The organism is Mycoplasma razini (assembly GCF_048076865.1).
Taxonomy (GTDB): Bacteria; Bacillota_I; Bacilli_A; order Mycoplasmatales; family Metamycoplasmataceae; genus Mycoplasmopsis.
In genome coordinates this window covers 804634-823238 of sequence record NZ_CP182212.1, presented here as the reverse complement: position 1 = coordinate 823238, position 18605 = coordinate 804634, and the positions used below count along the sequence as shown (strand labels likewise).

Below are 18605 nucleotides of genomic sequence, written 5' to 3'. Positions count from 1 at the left end.
AAGTAGTATGTTAATAAATATATTATTTAATCAATTAAGTACAAGTTATCCACAATGTTATTCACAACTTTTAAGTCTAAAAAATAGGGATATTTGTCTTTTTCCACAATTTTTTAAATAGATATGACTTTGCTTGTGAATAAAAAAGACTTATCCACAGATTAAAAAGTGGAAAAACTTGTGGATAACTTCTGGGGATAAGGTACATATTAAAATATTTTTTAGTAATATAAAAAAATAAAAACATTATAATTTAAATAATTATGGCAGAATCAGTATTTAGAGGAAAATTTGCAAAGATTTTAAGTGGCTCAAAAGATCAAAATTGGGCATTTTTATTATTCAGATCGGATAATTCAAACATGAATTATCCTGTTTATTGCAGAGGTAATGTTCCGGACCTATTTACTGAGTATGAAATTACAGTTACTGAAAGTCCAAAAAACAAAAATTCATTTATTTTAAAGGCTTATGTTCCGATTTTAGAAGAGAGAGAAATTAATTGAGAAGATTTAATCTCTAAAAATGTTCCAAATGTCGGAAAAATGTCTGCTAAGAAGATGATCGATGCTTTTGGAGGTAATTTATTTAAACTAATAGCAGATTTAGATGCTAACGAAGATAAATTACTAGAAGTAATGTCAAGTAAACAATTAAATTCACTTGTTAAATATTACAATGATAATGAACCACGGATAAAAGCTCTAATGGGTGTTTCTGATGAAGAACACAATAATATTCAATTCTTTTATTCACGTAACATGTCAGATCTCTTAGAAGCGCTTAAAAAACACCATAAAACTGAAGATATGGATTTTGTTGATTATTACAAAAGTCAAAACCCTTATTTATTGTATTTAAACAAAATTTATCCTTCTTTACCAGTAATTGATGAGTTTGCTATCGAAATTGGTTGAGATCTAGCTTCTATTAATCGTTTTGAGGCTTATTTAGATGATATTATGGAACAACTTGAGAATGATAACTCTACCTTAATTCCGTATGAGTATATTGTTGAGCAATTAAGATTTATTTTTGATTATGATATTACACGTATCTATGAGTATATTGAGTATCTATCAGCACATGATAAATTAATTAAATCATTTGATCAAAATCACAATGTTTATTTATCACGTAAGCAAACAGTTGATAAAGAAAAATTTATTGCTGCTAAATTAAAATATTTAGTCAAAATACCAAATAGAATTCAATTAAGTCCAAAAAGTGATTATGAATTAAGTCAACTATCTCAAAATCAAAAGCAAGGTTACTATAATTTTATTAATTCAAATGTTTCAATAATTTCAGGTGGTCCTGGGACAGGAAAAACATTTATTATTAAACATATTTTTGATACTTTAAAGAAAAGTGATTTAGTTTTAGATGTTGATTATGCAATTTTAGCACCTACAGGTAGGGCTGCAACGAATATTACTTCTAAAATAAATAGTCGTGTAAGAACTATTCATAGTTTCTTAAGAATTGCAAATACTTCTGAAGAAATTTCAAGTGACCATCTAGAGACTTTAAAAGAAATGAAAGTAATTGTAATTGATGAGTTTTCAATGGTTGATATAAATCTATTTGATAAATTATTAAATGCTTGCCCAGCGCTTGAAAAAATAATTTTAATTGGAGATGTTGATCAATTACCACCAATTGGTCCTGGGGATTTATTAAGAGAAATTATTAAGTCTAATAAGTTTTCTGTCACATTTTTAGATGAATTTTTCAGAAGTGATTCAGTTTCAATTTGAAAACACTTCACAGAAATTAAAAATAATGGAATTCCAGGCTTTAAAAAAGAAGAAGTCGACTTATATCAAGCACCAGATGAATTGGTAGCAAATAAAGTGGTAGAAATTTACAAAAAACAAGTGCAAAAACATGGATTAGAAAACGTTATATTACTATGTCCTACATATAAAGGTGATTTTGGGTTATTTGAAATTAATAGATTAATTCAAGAAGAAATTAATCCTGATAACGAAACATTTTTATCATACAAACGTAACGGAAGAAGTGTTAACTTTAGAGTTGGTGATAAAGTTATTCAATTAGAAAATAGACTTGATGAAGATGTATGTAATGGTGATATAGGATATATTGACAAAGTCGAATTTACAGTGGGAAAAAATAAGAAAAAAGAAGTTTCTCATATTTATGTAACTTTTAAACGTGCAAATAATTGAAAGAATACAATTAAGTACTCTAGAGGTGAATTTAATGAACAAATAAGCCTTGCATATGGGACTACAATTCATAAATTCCAAGGAAGTGAACTAGATGTTATTATCTTTTTAGTTCATCCAAGTCATAAACGTATGTTGAGTAAAAAATTACTATATACAGCTACTTCACGGGCAATGAAAAACTTAATCATTATTACAAATGATCAAACTAATTATGGTGAAGTTATCTTAAGAAGTAATGTTTACGAAAAACCTATCTTAACCCATTTTGCTTACTTTGTTAAAGGAGAATAAATGAAATTAATAGTTGGATTAGGAAATCCTGGTGAACAATATAAATTTACACGTCACAATGCAGGATTTTTAACAATTGATAAAATTTGTAATAAACTACAAGTTGAATTAAACAAAAATAAATTCAATGGCGTATATGCCAAAGTTGATGATTTAATAATTGCTAAACCATTAACTTACATGAATGATTCAGGATCATTTGTGGCAGGAATTTGTAATTTCTTTAAAATTTCACCTGATGATGTTATGGTAATACATGATGAAAAAGACTACCCTCTAGGCAAAAGCAGTATAAAAGTGGGTGGCTCAGGTGGTTCACACAATGGAGTGATTAGTATTATTGACCAATTAGGATCACAAGATTTCAAACGCTTAAAAATTGGAATCACTACACCTCATCACTCAGCTTTAAGAGATTTTGTTCTTGGTAAGTTTACTGAAGAACAAATGAGAATTTTAGAACCAATTTTAGATAATGCTGCTAATGCTGCAATATCATTTGCGTTTAATGATATTTACACAGTGATGAATAAATACAATGTTAAAAAATAAGTTTTTTAAAAAAGATCCAAGTAACAAATATTTAATAGCAGTAAGTGGTGGTTCTGATAGTATGTTCTTATTAGATAGATTCAAAAAGTACAATGTAGTAGTGGCGCACGTTAATTATCATCAACGTGACGATAGCAGCATTGAAACTGATATAGTTAAAAAATATTGTGCAAAATATAAATTACCACTCTTTGTTTTAGAGCTAAATAAAAATGATTATACTGGTGGTAATTTTGAAGATTGAGCTCGTGAAAAAAGATATGAATTTTTCAAGCAAATTTATCATGATCAATCTTGCAATTATTTATTAATAGCACATAACAAGGATGACTTTTTTGAAAGTGCTATGATGACAAGAGAATCTAATCGAAAAAAAGATTTCTTTGGAATTAAAAAACACAACAAAATTTATGGCATGAATGTTTATAGACCATATGTTAATAAATATTGAAAAGATTATATTGCTCATAAATGTATTTATGAAAGAATACCTTTTCACATTGATTCAAGCAATCTAAGACAAGAATATACCCGAAACAAAATTCGTATGACATATCGTAATCATTTGCTTCTTAAAAGTATTTGAGTATGATATTTCAGATTAAAAAATAAAAAATTAAAAGTTGAACAATTAAAAATAAGTCGCAATTATAAAAAATGAGTAAAAAGTAATTACTCACAAGACATCTTTAAAAAATTAAAATTTAAAGAAGAACTTATTTACAAATTTATTAATCAAAATTATGATCATATTAATTTAACTTCTGGAAAGTTGCGTTCAATAATTGATTTCTTACTTTCTAAGAATAGAACTTCTACTTATAAATTGGATGATAATGATTTTTTAAACAAAGAAAAAGGTCATTTAAAATTACCAAATAACCAATAATATTAGCAAGGAAATAATTCATTTGCTAATATTATTTTTTTAAATAAAAGTATATAATTACATAATATAAAAAGAAAGGACAAAATGGATACAAAAAAGAAAAAAAGATGGACAACTATAATAACAACTCTTGTTATTCTATTTGCTATTGGAATTATGACTTACTTAATCATTAGTAAAGTAAATGCAGCTACAGTATGAAATACTTCTGAATTTATTACTAATCTTAAATCTGCTAATGTAGCGAATACTACTGGTCCAGATGGCAAATACTTCCAAGAGATAGTTTTTAACCCATATCAAAACTCTATTTTAGGTATTTATGTAAGAAACAGTATAATTGGTGATCAGGTTGTATCTGAAGCGATTAAATTTACAACCGGTGGTAGTGCTGGATTATTATCTGATCTTTTAGATAGTAATGGAAGATTGGCAGCTACTTTAGCTACTGCAACTAAAACTTATAATGTGCTACAAGCACCTACTCCAAGCTTTTTTGCTTCTTATATCTTGCCATTTTTACCAACATTAATTTTCATTTTATTAATGGTTCTATTATTCAGATACCAAATGAAAATGATGAATGGTCAAAGTTCAAGTATGTTTGGTGACAAGAGCCCTGCTCAAATTATCAAATCAGATAAGAAATTCTCTGATGTTGCAGGAAACAAAGAACCAATCGAAGAAATTAGCGAAATTGTTGACTACTTAAAGAATCCTAAAAAATATGAAGTTTCAGGAGCTAGAATGCCTCGTGGTATTTTACTTGGAGGTCCTCCTGGAACAGGTAAAACCTTACTTGCTAAAGCAACAGCTGGAGAAGCTGATGTTCCATTCTTCTTCGTTTCAGCATCTAACTTTGTTGAGTTATTTGTTGGTATGGGGGCAAAAAGAGTTAGACAAGTAATCGCTGAAGCAAGAAAAAATGCTCCAGCTATCGTATTTATCGATGAATTAGATGCAATCGGTAGAACTCGTGGAAGTGGTATTGGTGGAGGTCACGATGAACGTGAACAAACATTAAACCAACTTCTTGTTGAAATGGATGGTATTAAAGAAAACTCTGGATTATTATTCATTGCAGCAACTAACCGTACAGATGTACTTGACCCAGCTTTAACAAGACCTGGTCGTTTTGACAGAATCATTACTGTTGGATTACCTGATGTTAAAGAACGTGAAGAAATTTTAAAACTACATGCAAAGGGTAAAAGATTTGCAAACGATATTACATTTGAAAATGTTGCAAGAAGAACACCTGGATTCTCAGGTGCTCAATTAGAAAACGTTATTAATGAATCTGTGTTACTTTCTATCCGTGAAAATACTGGTGTAATAACAAGAGATCAAGTTGATGAAGCTATTGATAGAGTAATGGCTGGACCAGCTAAAAAATCAAGAACAATTACTCGTGAAGAATTAACAATGGTTGCATACCATGAAGCAGGGCACGCTGTAGTTGGTATTAAAGTTCCAGGAGGAAATAAAGTTCAAAAAATCACTATTATCCCACGTGGACAAGCAGGTGGATATAACTTAATGATGCCTGAAAACGAAAAATACAACTATACAAAAGAAGAATTATTAGCTTCTATCGCAAGCTTTATGGGTGGTAGAGCAGCTGAAGAAATTATTTATGGTGAAGATAAAATTTCAACTGGTGCATCAGATGATATTGCAAAAGCAACAACAATTGCTCGTAGAATGGTAACCGAATTTGGTATGTCTGATTTAGGACCTATTAAATATCAAGAAGAAGAAGGTTCACCATTCTTAGGTAAAACACTCGCAACTTCATCTTCATTATCAAACCAAATAAGCCACGAAATTGACTTAGAAATTAGAAAAATAATGCTTGAAGCTAAGAGATTAGCAACTCAAGTAATTAAAGATAACACTAAATTATTAGAGTTAATTAAAACTTTATTATTAGAAAAAGAAACTATTGTAGCAGAAGAAATTGATTACATTGCTACTCATTTAGAACTACCTCCTAAAAAGGTAGAACACAAGGAAGAACAAGCTCAACCATTAAATTTAGATGATCTAATTAAAATGACATCTAAAACAGAGCAAGAAGCTTCTGAAAATGACGCAGAAAAAAGCACTTTAAATAGTGAAGAAGCAATAAAAGTTAGACAAGAAGAAATTGCAAAAGCTCGTGAACAAGCAAACCTTGATTTAAGAGCTAAAGAAATTGAAGACGCAAGAAATAAAGATAAATAATTCTATGTTGCTTATATATAGAAAATAAGGAGCAAATATGGAAGAAATTATGCTTACAGCACAAGATGGTTATCAATTATCATTGCGTTTATATGAGGTTCCTAATCCAAAAGGATATGTTCAGTTAATCCATGGAATGGAGGAACACCAAGGGCGTTTAAGTCATCTAGTAAATAAGCTTAATTTAGCTGGTTATACTGTGCTAACTAGTGATATGCGTGGACACGGTCCAAATGCACCTATCCATGGTTATTTTGCAGCCAAAGATGGCGATAAATTACTTTTAGAAGATTATAAACTTATAACTAAATGATTTATGAAACGTTTTAACCAAACAAAGATCATTATTTATGGTTTTTCTCTTGGAACTTTAATAATTCGTAATTTATTAAAAACCGAATCAAAACATTATAAGAAAGTTATTCTAGCTGGATATCCACCTTATCGAAAAGCAATTCCACTTGGCATTGCATTGACAAAATTTTTACAAAGTGTAAAAGGGGCTGAAGCTTATTCACCATTAATGAATGTGCTAAGTTTTGCCTCATACAATTGAAAAATAAAAAATCCTAAAACACCAATCGATTGAGTATCTAAAAATTCACAAAATATTGAAGATTATTTAGAAGATAAAAATTGTGGTCAAGGATTTAGAGTAGCTGGCTTTAAAGATGTTTTTAAGCTTATGCAAGGCATAAAAAGTACAAATGGATATCAAAATATTAATAACTGTCCTATTTTATTAATTCGTGGAGCTGATGATCCTGTCACATATGGATACAAGGGCGCTAAATGATCTAAAACTCAACTTAAAAATGCTGGTTTTACTAATTTAGAAGCTATTGATTATCCAAATTGTAGACATGATATAATTCACGAAGAAATAAAAGATTATGTGATACAAGATATTATTGATTTCCTTAATAAATAGGCAAAAACTCAAGGCAACTTGAGTTTTTTCTTTTTCTCACAATATAAAACTATAAAATAAAATTAGGAGTTATATGAAACATAAAAAATGAATTATAGGAGCTGCAATAGCTATACCTGTGTCAACAGCAATCATAGTAGGGGCAACAGTAGGTAGTTTACAAAACCAAAAATACTTTGGTGAAGTGATAAAAGTAAACTTTAAGCCTGAAGAAAAACTATATTCAAAAATTAATGATGTAGATTTAGATAAGAAGAAATCTGATATTGTTACTCAACAAAATGAATCAGATATTAATATTTATTATTCTTCTTGAGGTGTTCAACCATTTTATAATTATCTGCGTTTAGCTATGTTATCTAATAAAGAAGTACATTTTATTTACACAACAGATATGAATTTTCAGTCTAAAATTGATGCTAAATATTTTGAGGATTTCTTAAAGAATAAACGTGTAGTAGATCAAAATAATGAATCGGAAATTAGGGCAAAAAGCGATGTAACTGCAATCAATACTAAGGCATATTCTCAAGCTCAAATAAAAATGGAAGAAGTCATTAAACAAAATCCAAATAAGCAAATTGCAATTTGAATAAATAGTGATCATTTTGTAAAAGCTTCAGGAATTATCGCTTTATTAGATAAATATCCAAACATTACTATAAAAGCAATCGAAGACTCTACAACAGCAGGTAGTTTTGTTCTTAATACGCGTTTACCATGAGTTAAAGATCAATACTTTAATAAAAACACCAATGAGTGAGCCAGACCAAGTATATGAAATAATTATAGTCAATATCTGTTAAGTACTTTTAAGCCTAGAATAGAGCTATATTTCTCATTAAATAATGATGTAAAGACATTACGTCAAGCAGGATTAGACAATATTTATCCTTTCTTTAATGAAGAAGGAAAATCAATTAAGGATTATATATTTAATTCTCGTGATAAAGATAAACAAAGATTAATGAAACATTGGTCAAAAATATCTGGATTAAATTGAGCTAATGTTAGAGATGTTGTAAACGAACAAAAAGCAAAAAATAACAAACCAAGCTTGTTAGTTATAGGTACAAGTGTAGAAAAATATAATAAGAATTATTTAACATATATTGCAAGTAAATATTCTGATAAATATAACATTTTCTTTAAAGGACATCCTGGATTTAATTCGATTGATGAGTGAATTGAGGATAATTTTGCAAAGAATCATAATGAAATTGAGTTTACTAATTTATCTACAGGAAAGATAGAAAAGTATCAATTACCAAAAGAAAACATAGTAATCCCTATTGAAGGACAAATTCAAGTGGAAGAATTAGCTAGTGATCATGCATTAGAAACTGATGGATTATATTTTGATAAATGAACTGCATTAGATTTTGAAACTTCAGCATATACTAGCATTGTAAATGGAATAAATGATTTAAGTGACATTATTGAAATTAGATATTGAGATGAAAAAGGCTATAAAGCATCTAGCAATAAAGATTCAAATTATTTAAGTTTATTAGAGTCTTTAGCAAGCTTAAAAGTAACTCCTCATTATGTCTCAATTCAGTTAAAAGAAACTAGTGCAAATAAAGCCAAAGATCAATTGCAAATTGATGATTTTAATATCACTAGTTTGAATCCAAATAAGCTACAAATCGTCATTCCTGCAAGCATTAAAATGATAAATAAAAAAGAAAAAGGCTATGAGTATGTGCTTGAAATTCCTATCCAATTAATAACAAAATCAAACAATGCAAATATTTACAAAACAATAGCTAAAATAGCAATTTAGAGAAAGAAACGAAACAAAAACTTCTTAAGAAGTTACTATTAAAAGGCACAAATATTAAAATAAAATAACTTTTAACCCTACAATCAAGGGATAAAAGTTATTTTTTTATTTTTGATTTAGCGCAACTTGAGACAAAGTGCAAACAGTCTAACTCAGAAAAAAATAGCTATAATTTAAAATATTAAATTATAAGCAAGAAAGAATGGAGAGATATGAAGAACCTTTTTAAAGAAGTTTTTAGGTCTTTATTTAGAAATAAAGCTACTGTAGCTGGTTTAACTATCTTAGTATTTTTAACATCTGGGATTTTTACATTGCTACATGATACTGCGCAATCAATGAAATTACAATACAACAAGATCAAGGACAAATCAATTTCACATGATTTAACAATTGACTTAAACTTATCAACAAATGCTAAGGCATATAATGATGGATATTTAATTAATGGGTTAGCTCAAGCTGATGCTTTACCAGAAGCTTATAACAAACCAATTTTATATGTAGATGATAATTACAAAAAAACATTTGACATCATAGATCTTCGTAAAGTCGAGGATGATTTTGTGCCCCTTAAGGACTTTATCGATGATCCTAATTATGCACAAGGATACATTAAAAAGACTGATTTTATTAAGATGTATAACTTGTTAAAAAGTGATGATGTTAATAATAGCGTGCTAAAACTTGATTACAGCAAAGCTAAAAAAACTTTTACTCTTGCTTCTAATTATTTAATCGACTTATTCACAAAAGATTTAAATGGGGCTTATGTCCCTGCTAAAAAAGAAGTTAAACTTACTTCTGATACACAACTTCATTTTGATAAGCAATATAAAATCAATGATATTGCTTATGTAACTGAATCAACAGAAGGAAAAATTCTTTCTCAAGTTTCAACAATGTTTATTAATGTGCCTACTAAAGAAATCACATTCAACTTAATAAAAGGACAAAATTGAAAGAAAACTGCTCCAGTTATTGAAGTACAACCTAGTGAATTTATTTCAACTTTAGGATTTAAAGAATACAATGGACAAAAATTAGTGTTTGTTCAAGACAAAAACATTAATCCAACTTTAGTATCTAATATTTCAAATGCTACAGTTGCTGAATTAATGGAAGCACAATTAGTTAATTCAATTTCTTATCAACAACTCTTTGGTGCAGATAAAGAATACATGACTACTATTGAAAAAGAGTATTTTCAGTTTGCACAAGGTCAAGAATATAATGTTCCTTTAAAATGGGCAGCTAAAAGAGAAACAATCACTTACTATCAAAGAAAAGTTTATGAATCAACTTACTTAAAATACAAAGATAAGTGAGAGGGAGCTTATATTGCTTTTATGGAGCATTTAATAAGTAGTAATCCTGAAGGTAATAATACAATTCCGGGAATGTTTAAGGAATTCTCATACTGATCAAAAAACATTTCAAATTATATCTATAAATATGATAGCAATGGGCAGTTGATGAGTACTGATCCTGAATTGGTTTCTAAGCAAGAACCAATTGTTTCAAAAGATGAAGTTTTAAAAACACCTTTAATGCTTGCACCAATTAAAGATCAATATGGTGTTAAAACAGTTGATAAAGAAAAATTAATTTTTGTTAAAGGGTTAATTGATAAAACTATTATCTTAGCTCAAGACTTTATTAACAATAACAAAACTGATTCTCAATATAGCCAAATTATTAGCCAAGTTCAAAATATTTTAGAACAAGCACAAGCTAAAATTAGTGGTTTATCTAACTCTTCTTATGAAGATTATAAAGCTATTTACGATGAGCTTTCAACTCAATTAAAAGAGGTGCTAAAAGATCAACCAGATGCTTTCACAGTGCCTGAATTTGATGGACATAGTGGGACAGAAATCCCTAACTACGAGTCATATAAGTATGAAAAAGCTAAAACAATTGCTTTCATTGAACATTTTGATGAAAATACATTAACTGATGCTGTTTATACAAGATTAATTAATAAAAACATTTTACATGATACATTTAATGAAATTAAAAGTGGTGCTTTAGCTATTGTTAAGCAAAACATTTATAACAAAGTTAAAGAACAAGTTGGAGCCGAAAATATCGGTATTAAGCAACAATTAACAATTGACTCATTTGATGAAAAAACTCAAGAAAAGAATGTTTTCCAATTTATTAATGTTGGAAATGATAAAGAAGAAATTAATGGAATTACAAATAACATTAATAAACTAATAAATGAAAAAGACAAGCCTACAGGCTTAAACAATATGTCTTTAGAAATTGATGATTTCTTCAGAACCAAACAATTAGATTATTATGTTTCATATGTAATTTTATTCAATGCTGCAACAAATGTTGTGCCTTCACCTACATATATTAAAACAGATTATGATTTTGATAAATTTGTTCAAGTAGACTACAATAATCCTAATAATGCACCTACTACTATTTATGGACAAAAAGTGTATAAATTAGCACACTTTGTTCAAAATGCAAATAGTGAAACACCTGATAGTGAATTTAATAAGTTTGCAAACATTGGTATTACAGCTACAACATACAAAACAAATGGTGGATTCTACTACTACATAGTAAAACCAGTATATAACCAAGAAGGTAAGCTTGATTATTGAACAAATGTACCAGTTCAATTCTCAAATACAACAAATCCTGATGAAGCTGCAAAACACAAGAATGGTTTAATTTGAACAGGTGACATATTAAACTTCTTAAAAGCTAATAAGTTAATTATTAAAGCAACTTTAAATCCAAATGGATGAGTTGAAAAGAGTTCTGAATTTAATAACGTAGTTTATGTACCTTTTGGATATAGAGCACCTCTTTCTGAAATTATGAATGAGGCAATTAACCAAAAAACAATGAGCAAAGCTGTAGAAAACATTCAAAAAGGATTATTAGATCTAGACCTTGTTAAGCAAGGATTCTTAACAAAAGATGCTGTTTATGCAATTACAGAAGCTGCTGAATATACATTTGATAAAAATGACTTTGCTGGTGTATTTGCTTCAGGTCAAATTAACTTAAATATTATTCCTAAATTAGCAATCGATGCTTTATATAAACTTTCTCACAATATTAATGGAGATTATGTAAGTAAAATTCTAACTGGATTTTTTGCAAGAGCAAAAGCTTTAGTGCTACAACAAAACACTTTAGAAGCCCAACAAAAATATCTAGAAAGTGAAATTCAAACTTTATATAACTTCTTTGGCCTTATCGGACAAAATATGTTAGCTCAATATATAACTCCACAAGCTTTAGTACGTATTACTAAAGATCCTGTTAAATTTATTGACAGCATTATTAAAATAATTAACTCAGTAGATTTTGTTAAATATACAGATAGCATTATTAATTTCTTAGCTCGAGAATATAACAAAATCGAAGAAGAAACAGTTAAAGATCCTGAAACAGGAGAACCTAGAGTAATTAAAAGACAAAGAAAACTCTCAACACACCAAATGATTATTTGATTAATGAAATCAATTGATCAAGACACCTTTAAAGATGGATTAAAAGAAATTATCAACAACATTAACCTTGAATTTATTCAAGACAGTGAAGATAATAACAATCCATTGTATTATGTACTTAAAAACATGCCTCCTTTTGTAAATAACATTATTCTAAAGATTAATGCATACAAAGGAAGCAATGATCAATACAAAAACTTACTTGATGGTATTAAATATTTAATTGATGCTTTTGATATTAATATGTTTGCGGATACATTAGAATCAAAATTAAAACTTGAAAAATTCCAATTAATTTCTCGTACATATAACTATATCCTAGGCAGAGATGTTGTTACTTACAATTTCTATTTAGCAGATTCTTTATCAAACATTGATTATATTTATGCTACATTAAAAGCTGTTTTCTCAATTCCTGGTTCAAATAGAAGTCTAAAAGATGAATTAATTAAATCTTTAAACCTATCAGATAAGGGCACAAGTATTAAAATAACTGGAGATAGATACTTAACTATTCCAGCTGCTGATAATGATAAATTAGGTTACTTTGATTTACTTGGAGCTGTTTCAAGTAAGCCTGCTGAACCAGCAAATGAAAACAGAGCTGCTGTAACTAGTGAACCATTTAATAGATATGGATTTAATTCAATTTATACTTTCTTAAGAAAATATAAATATGCCTTAGACCAAGGCTCAATTACTCAAATTGACTATACAAAATTAAGTCAAAATGATCAAGGATTAGCACATGATATTTTAGGAATTAGCAATGAGCAACCTACAATTGATGCTGCAAGCGCACTAAGCAAATTAAATAGTATGCTAAATGCATTTGATGCTTTAAGACAAAGTACAATTAATCCTAATTTAGGGGCTAATTCTTCATTAGCTGACATTATTACTTGATATCAAAATGTAGTGCCAGTAAAACAAAATCAAACTTACCAATTATTAAGAGAAATCTTAGGTAAATTCTTAAAACCAAACAATGTTAATAGTGATGATTTCTCTGCGATGGGCAATGGATACTTATTATATAAATTCTGATTATCAATTTTTAGCTCAGAATTAACACCTCAATATACATTTGATGAAAAGATTGCATTTGCTAATAACTTGCTTGATTTAGCTAATAATAAAGCAGTATTAGATGACTTTAATAGCTTTGAATTATTCCAACCATCTGCAAATAACATTATTGGTTATGAAACAACCGGATTTGGAATTACTCGTTCAATGGCAAATATCTTTGAAATGAAAAATCATTTCTTTGCTACTGATCAAAATGGCAACTATACAAATCCACTTTTAGCTCAATTTGTAGCTCAAAATACAAAATTTAGTGAATTTATTAAGCAAAATGAAATCAACATAACAAAATCATTTGCTTATATTGGTTCATCACACTTATACAATAAAGTCACTTTAGCACCAACTGGTGATGCTCCAACTATTGCGGAGGACGATAGGCATTATACAAACTATAAATATGACAATGCAGATGCCAATGCAATTTATGCTTTAATCAATTCAGTATTAGCAAATAAAGATATTCAAGCTAACTACAATTACATTGCCTTCTTAATTGATAATAATTACAATAAGATGCCTTCATTAATTGCACTTGGAATTCCAGACTTTATTTTCTCTAATATTTTAGTAATGAATCACCCTGAATTTATTGTTTGATATCTTACAGATACAAATGAAGTTGGTGATTTAGCTAAAAATAATGCAAATATTGCTTACCTAGTGTCAAATAAGATTGTTAACTACGAAAGCTTAATTGCACAAAATCCTGAATATATTTATCAATTAATTGAAGCTTCAGTTAAAAAGAGCGTTTCTAACCCAGTCTTTGAGCGTGATAAAGATGTTTCTTTAGCAATTGACAATGACATTTTATATAACTGACTTGATAAGACTAAAAATGATACTAGTGTCAAATATAATCCATTTGAAGTTAACTTAATGGATGTATTAATTAAGATTTTTGACACTATTACAGGGGTTAATAAGTTAACTAACATTTTAAAATATGACCAAGTTGGTTCATATATTGCTAAAGTTAACTATGCTTGATTACAAAGAAATAATAAAAAAATCTTTACTGGAAAATTACCTAAAGATCCAAACCAAATGCTTGCACTAGTTGCAACTCTACCTGAAGAATATAAAATTAGTGTTAATGGTTCTGAATATATTATTATTGGTGATGATTTAACATATGACAATATTTATCCAGTTTTAGATGAAAACAACTTACAATTGAACCCTAAATCACAAGCTGTTGTATATGTTAACTCTCAAGGATTTGACAGAATTAAGCAAGCTTACAGAGGAAATGTTGTTAAAGAATACTTACTTGTTAAAAATGTAACCCCAAAAAGCAATGTTGCTTTAAAAGAAGAATTAGACAAGATTATTAAAGCTGAAACAATTAATAAAGATGACTTCCAACGGGTATTTTTAGATGATGAATTAGATATGCTGAACCCAGAAAGAAGTATTAGAATTACAGCAATGAAAGGAATCGTACGTTCAGTTGATTATTCAGCTAAAGTACTACTTTCAATTCTAGTTACATTAGTTGCTATCTCAATTATCTTTATTATTAAACGTTACATCTCAAATAAGAACAAAGTTATAGGTATTTTAGTAGCTCAAGGTTACACACCATTAGAAATTTCAATTTCAATGACTGTGTTTGCTTTCTTCACTATCTTTATAGGGGATATTTTAGGATACATTACGGGATTCTTGCTGCAAGGTGTTGGTATTAAGATATTAGATAACTACTGAACTGTTCCGATCGAGACCTTGACATTTTCATGAATTTCATTATTAGTTAACATAGTGGTACCATTGCTAGCTATGTCGCTATTAATAATTATCGTTTCATTGCGTTCATTAAGATTTAAATCAATTGACTTAATGAGTGGTATTGTGGAAGTTGCTACTGGGGAATTCTATAAGAAATACTCACAAGCCTTTAAGAAAAGAAATGTTAAAGGTAAATTCTCAGCTTCATTGGTATTTAATAGCTTTTGAAAACTGTCTTCATTTGGTATTAGTATAGTGTTAACCTCATTAACAACACTATTTGGATTTGCTACTTTTGGTGTCTTTGAAGAATCAATTAATAAGACTTACCAAAATAGAAATTACAACTATAGATTTGACTTATATTCACCAACATTAGAAGGTGGACCAATTAATCCATATCAATCTAGTGAACTAGAAAATAACTTATATGTGCCAATTGGTAATATTTCAGAATTAGACCAATATCAATCAGATTACTTTAAACCAGGTAAATCCCAAGCAGTTAATATCCTAGGTAAAAATGGAAATCCAAATGAGTTTGATGGACACGTAATTTCACAATTCTCAGTTAATATTATTATTGACTCTGTAGTTGGTGTAGACCCATGAACTTCAGTATATAACTCATTACCTGACTCTCAAAAATCTCGTATCCTCAAAGTTAGAGATAAAATTGGTAAAGCTTTAGAAAAAACTCAAGCTGGCATTGTCTATGATAAATATGGTGATGTTGATACTAATAAGACTTCTATCACAGGGCTACAAGGTTTCTTTGAATACTTCCCAGATAAAGAAAACATAATGAATGGTAAATTCTACTACATGGTGCTAAATAATTCACGTACTGGTTACGACATGAAGGCAATCAATACTACAAATTATAGAGATCCATATAGAGAATTCTTAGTACAAGGATATAAAGCTATTGCCCAAAGTAATGATGAAGCAATTGCAAAAGATCCTAAAGCAGAAACAATTAATGACTTCTTCATTTCATTTGGTGGATTATACTTCAACCCAATTTATGATGAGATTTATACTTATGTAGATGCTAATATCTTAGCTATTAAGAACAAAGAAATCAAAGAAAAATCTAATAATCAAAATATTAGATTATATGGTTACTCACCTGAATCTAAAGAAGTTAAAATCATTGGAACTAATGGTGAAGACTTGCTTAAGAAGATTAATGATCAATACAACCAAAATCCAACAGAAGATAGAATACCTTTAATTATTAATGAAGTGGTAGCTCAATCATATGGATTAGGAATTGGTCAAACAATTGAAATTAAAGCTAATAATACAGTTGATCGTTACCAAAACAAGATCAATAAAGAAATAGGTTCAAAAAATACTTCTGAACTTAGAAACAAGACTTATAAATTTGTAGTTGCTGGAATTAACCCTTCATATATTAATAATGAATTTATTATTCCTAAGGCAGCTGCAGATGAAATTGTAGGGTTAAATATGATTACATTTAATCCAGCATATAATAATGGAGCTGCATTTAATGGGGTCTTATCAAATAACCCATTACCAATGCAAATTCTTAACTCAGCTTCACTATACTCAATTAGTGGTTACTGAGCAAGTATTGATTCATTTGACACTGAAAGATTAACAAGTAAATCAATTGGTGAATTATTTGATGGATTATTTGGATCAACTACAACAGTTGAAAACTCAAAAGTTAATGGAGCAATGCGTAATATCGGATATAGTGATGTGCAAATTGCTAAATTCTTCAACCCTACATATAGTGGAAGTGAAGATGTTAATGCATTAAGAGACAGCTATATCACTGCTAAAGCAGATGCAACTAAATACATTCAAAAATTCGCTCGTATTTTTGAAGATAAGCTTTATGTGCCAAGTGCAGCTTCAATTGATTCTAAAGATATTGAAGTTAACTATACAATGACAATTGCCAAAACAGTGCAAATAGTTGTAACAATTATCTCAATTCTAACCTTTATAGTTTCTATCGTAATTCTAATTATTATTTCAACTATCTTAATTAATGAAAATGAAAAGAATATTGCTATTTGAGCAGTGCTTGGATACAATGAAAAAGAAAAACTTAAGATATTCTTTGGTATCTATATACCATTTATCGTAACTTCAATTTTAATCTCATTACCAATTGCATATGGATTAATATCTGTCTTTAGTTCATTCTTAACTAATGCAGCTAAAATCGCTATTCCACTTGCAATTACACCAGCTAATGCATTCTTAACAATTGGAGTTATCCTATTTGTATTCATTGCAACAGCTTCATTAGCTTGAATCGCACTTAACAAAATCAAAGCGATTGATTTATTGAAAGGAAAATAATGAACTTACCTCAAGAAGAACAAAACAAACAATTACCTACCTCAACAAACAATACAACTCAAGAAAACACCATTGAAACACAAATTGAAGAAGTTGTTTTAACTAAAAAAACTTCTGATGTTAAGATTACTGTTAAAAATGTTTTTGATGTTTTAGATGCTGATGGTGGTGCTAATAAAATTACTGTTGATAGATCAATTGCGAAAAAGCTAAGAAAAGCTTCTAACAAAAAAAGACCTAAAGATGACCATAAAGATTTAAAAAACTTTGATGGTAATATCATTGATGTACGTGATGTATCAAAATACTATCTAGCAGGAAATAGTGTTACTCGTGTGCTTAAGAATATTTCATTAAGCATTAAAAAAGGTGAATTTGTCATGATTTTTGGTAAATCAGGAGGTGGTAAATCAACACTTCTAAACCTAATTTCAGGACTTGATCGTCCTTCTCGTGGTGATGTTATTGTTTGTGATGATAACTTACCATATATGAGTGATACTCAATTAACTTTATTCAGAAGAAAACATGTTAGTTTCATTTTCCAAAACTATAACTTGCTGCAAAACCTTAATGGTTATGATAATGTTGAAACAGGTGCTTTCTTACAAACTGATAAAGATAAAAAGCTTGATATTGATCAATTATTTGAAGAATTTGACATTGTTGATATTAAAAATAAGTTCCCTTCACAAATGTCAGGAGGGCAACAACAACGGATTTCTATTTTAAGAGCTTTAGCTAAAAATGCAGAAATTATCTTTGCCGATGAGCCTACTGGAGCGCTTGATGAAGCAACTACAGAAATCGTACTTTCATATTTATATGATATTAATAAAAAATATGGAACAACTATAGTTATGGTAACTCACAACCCATTAGTTGAACCAATTGCTGATAGAATTTTCTATGTTAAAAAAGGTAGAATTTCTAAAATTAAAACCAATAATAAAACAATTCATCCAAAAGAATTGAATTGAACAGAATAAGAACAAAGCCAGGGGACTGGCTTTTTGTTTTATTCTTGTGTATAGGATTAAAAGTAAAAAAAGAAAATCCTGGAGATATCTTTGATATA

The 18605-nt window shown here is 28.8% G+C and carries 8 protein-coding genes; all 8 read left to right on the top strand.

All coding sequences use genetic code 4. The features are described from left to right. Window positions 1-263 precede the first annotated feature (263 nt). The 8 genes from ACM0L0_RS03215 (at window position 264) to ACM0L0_RS03180 (ending at window position 18516) form a co-directional block, all read left to right on the top strand. Window positions 264-2489 carry an ATP-dependent DNA helicase gene (locus ACM0L0_RS03215; protein ID WP_416738527.1) on the top strand — a complete coding sequence of 742 codons (2226 nt, stop codon included), beginning with the start codon at window positions 264-266 and terminating at the stop codon, window positions 2487-2489. Then, window positions 2490-3041: an aminoacyl-tRNA hydrolase gene (gene pth, locus ACM0L0_RS03210; protein ID WP_416738525.1), complete on the top strand. Its 552-nt coding sequence runs from the start codon at window positions 2490-2492 to the stop codon at window positions 3039-3041. Next, window positions 3028-3930 (top strand): tRNA lysidine(34) synthetase TilS, encoded by a 903-nt coding sequence (tilS, locus tag ACM0L0_RS03205; RefSeq protein ID WP_416738524.1) that lies wholly within the window; start codon window positions 3028-3030, stop codon window positions 3928-3930. The genes pth and tilS overlap by 14 nt, the downstream gene beginning before the upstream one ends. A gap of 84 nt (window positions 3931-4014) precedes the next feature. Beyond that, window positions 4015-6156 carry an ATP-dependent zinc metalloprotease FtsH gene (gene ftsH, locus ACM0L0_RS03200; protein ID WP_416738523.1) on the top strand — a complete coding sequence of 714 codons (2142 nt, stop codon included), beginning with the start codon at window positions 4015-4017 and terminating at the stop codon, window positions 6154-6156. Between the two features lie 37 nt (window positions 6157-6193). Beyond that, window positions 6194-7087, top strand: a complete 894-nt coding sequence (locus tag ACM0L0_RS03195; RefSeq protein WP_416738522.1) for an alpha/beta fold hydrolase — start codon at window positions 6194-6196, stop codon at window positions 7085-7087. A gap of 73 nt (window positions 7088-7160) precedes the next feature. Further along, on the top strand, window positions 7161-8873 hold the full coding sequence (locus ACM0L0_RS03190) for a hypothetical protein (protein WP_416738521.1): 1713 nt from the start codon (window positions 7161-7163) through the stop codon (window positions 8871-8873). A 212-nt stretch (window positions 8874-9085) separates the two neighbouring features. Beyond that, a complete protein-coding gene (locus ACM0L0_RS03185) occupies window positions 9086-17527 on the top strand; it encodes an ABC transporter permease (protein WP_416738520.1) in 8442 nt (2813 codons plus the stop codon). Beyond that, window positions 17527-18516: an ABC transporter ATP-binding protein gene (locus ACM0L0_RS03180; RefSeq protein WP_416738519.1), complete on the top strand. Its 990-nt coding sequence runs from the start codon at window positions 17527-17529 to the stop codon at window positions 18514-18516. Before ACM0L0_RS03185 ends, ACM0L0_RS03180 begins: the two co-directional genes overlap by 1 nt. Window positions 18517-18605: the final 89 nt, after the last annotated feature.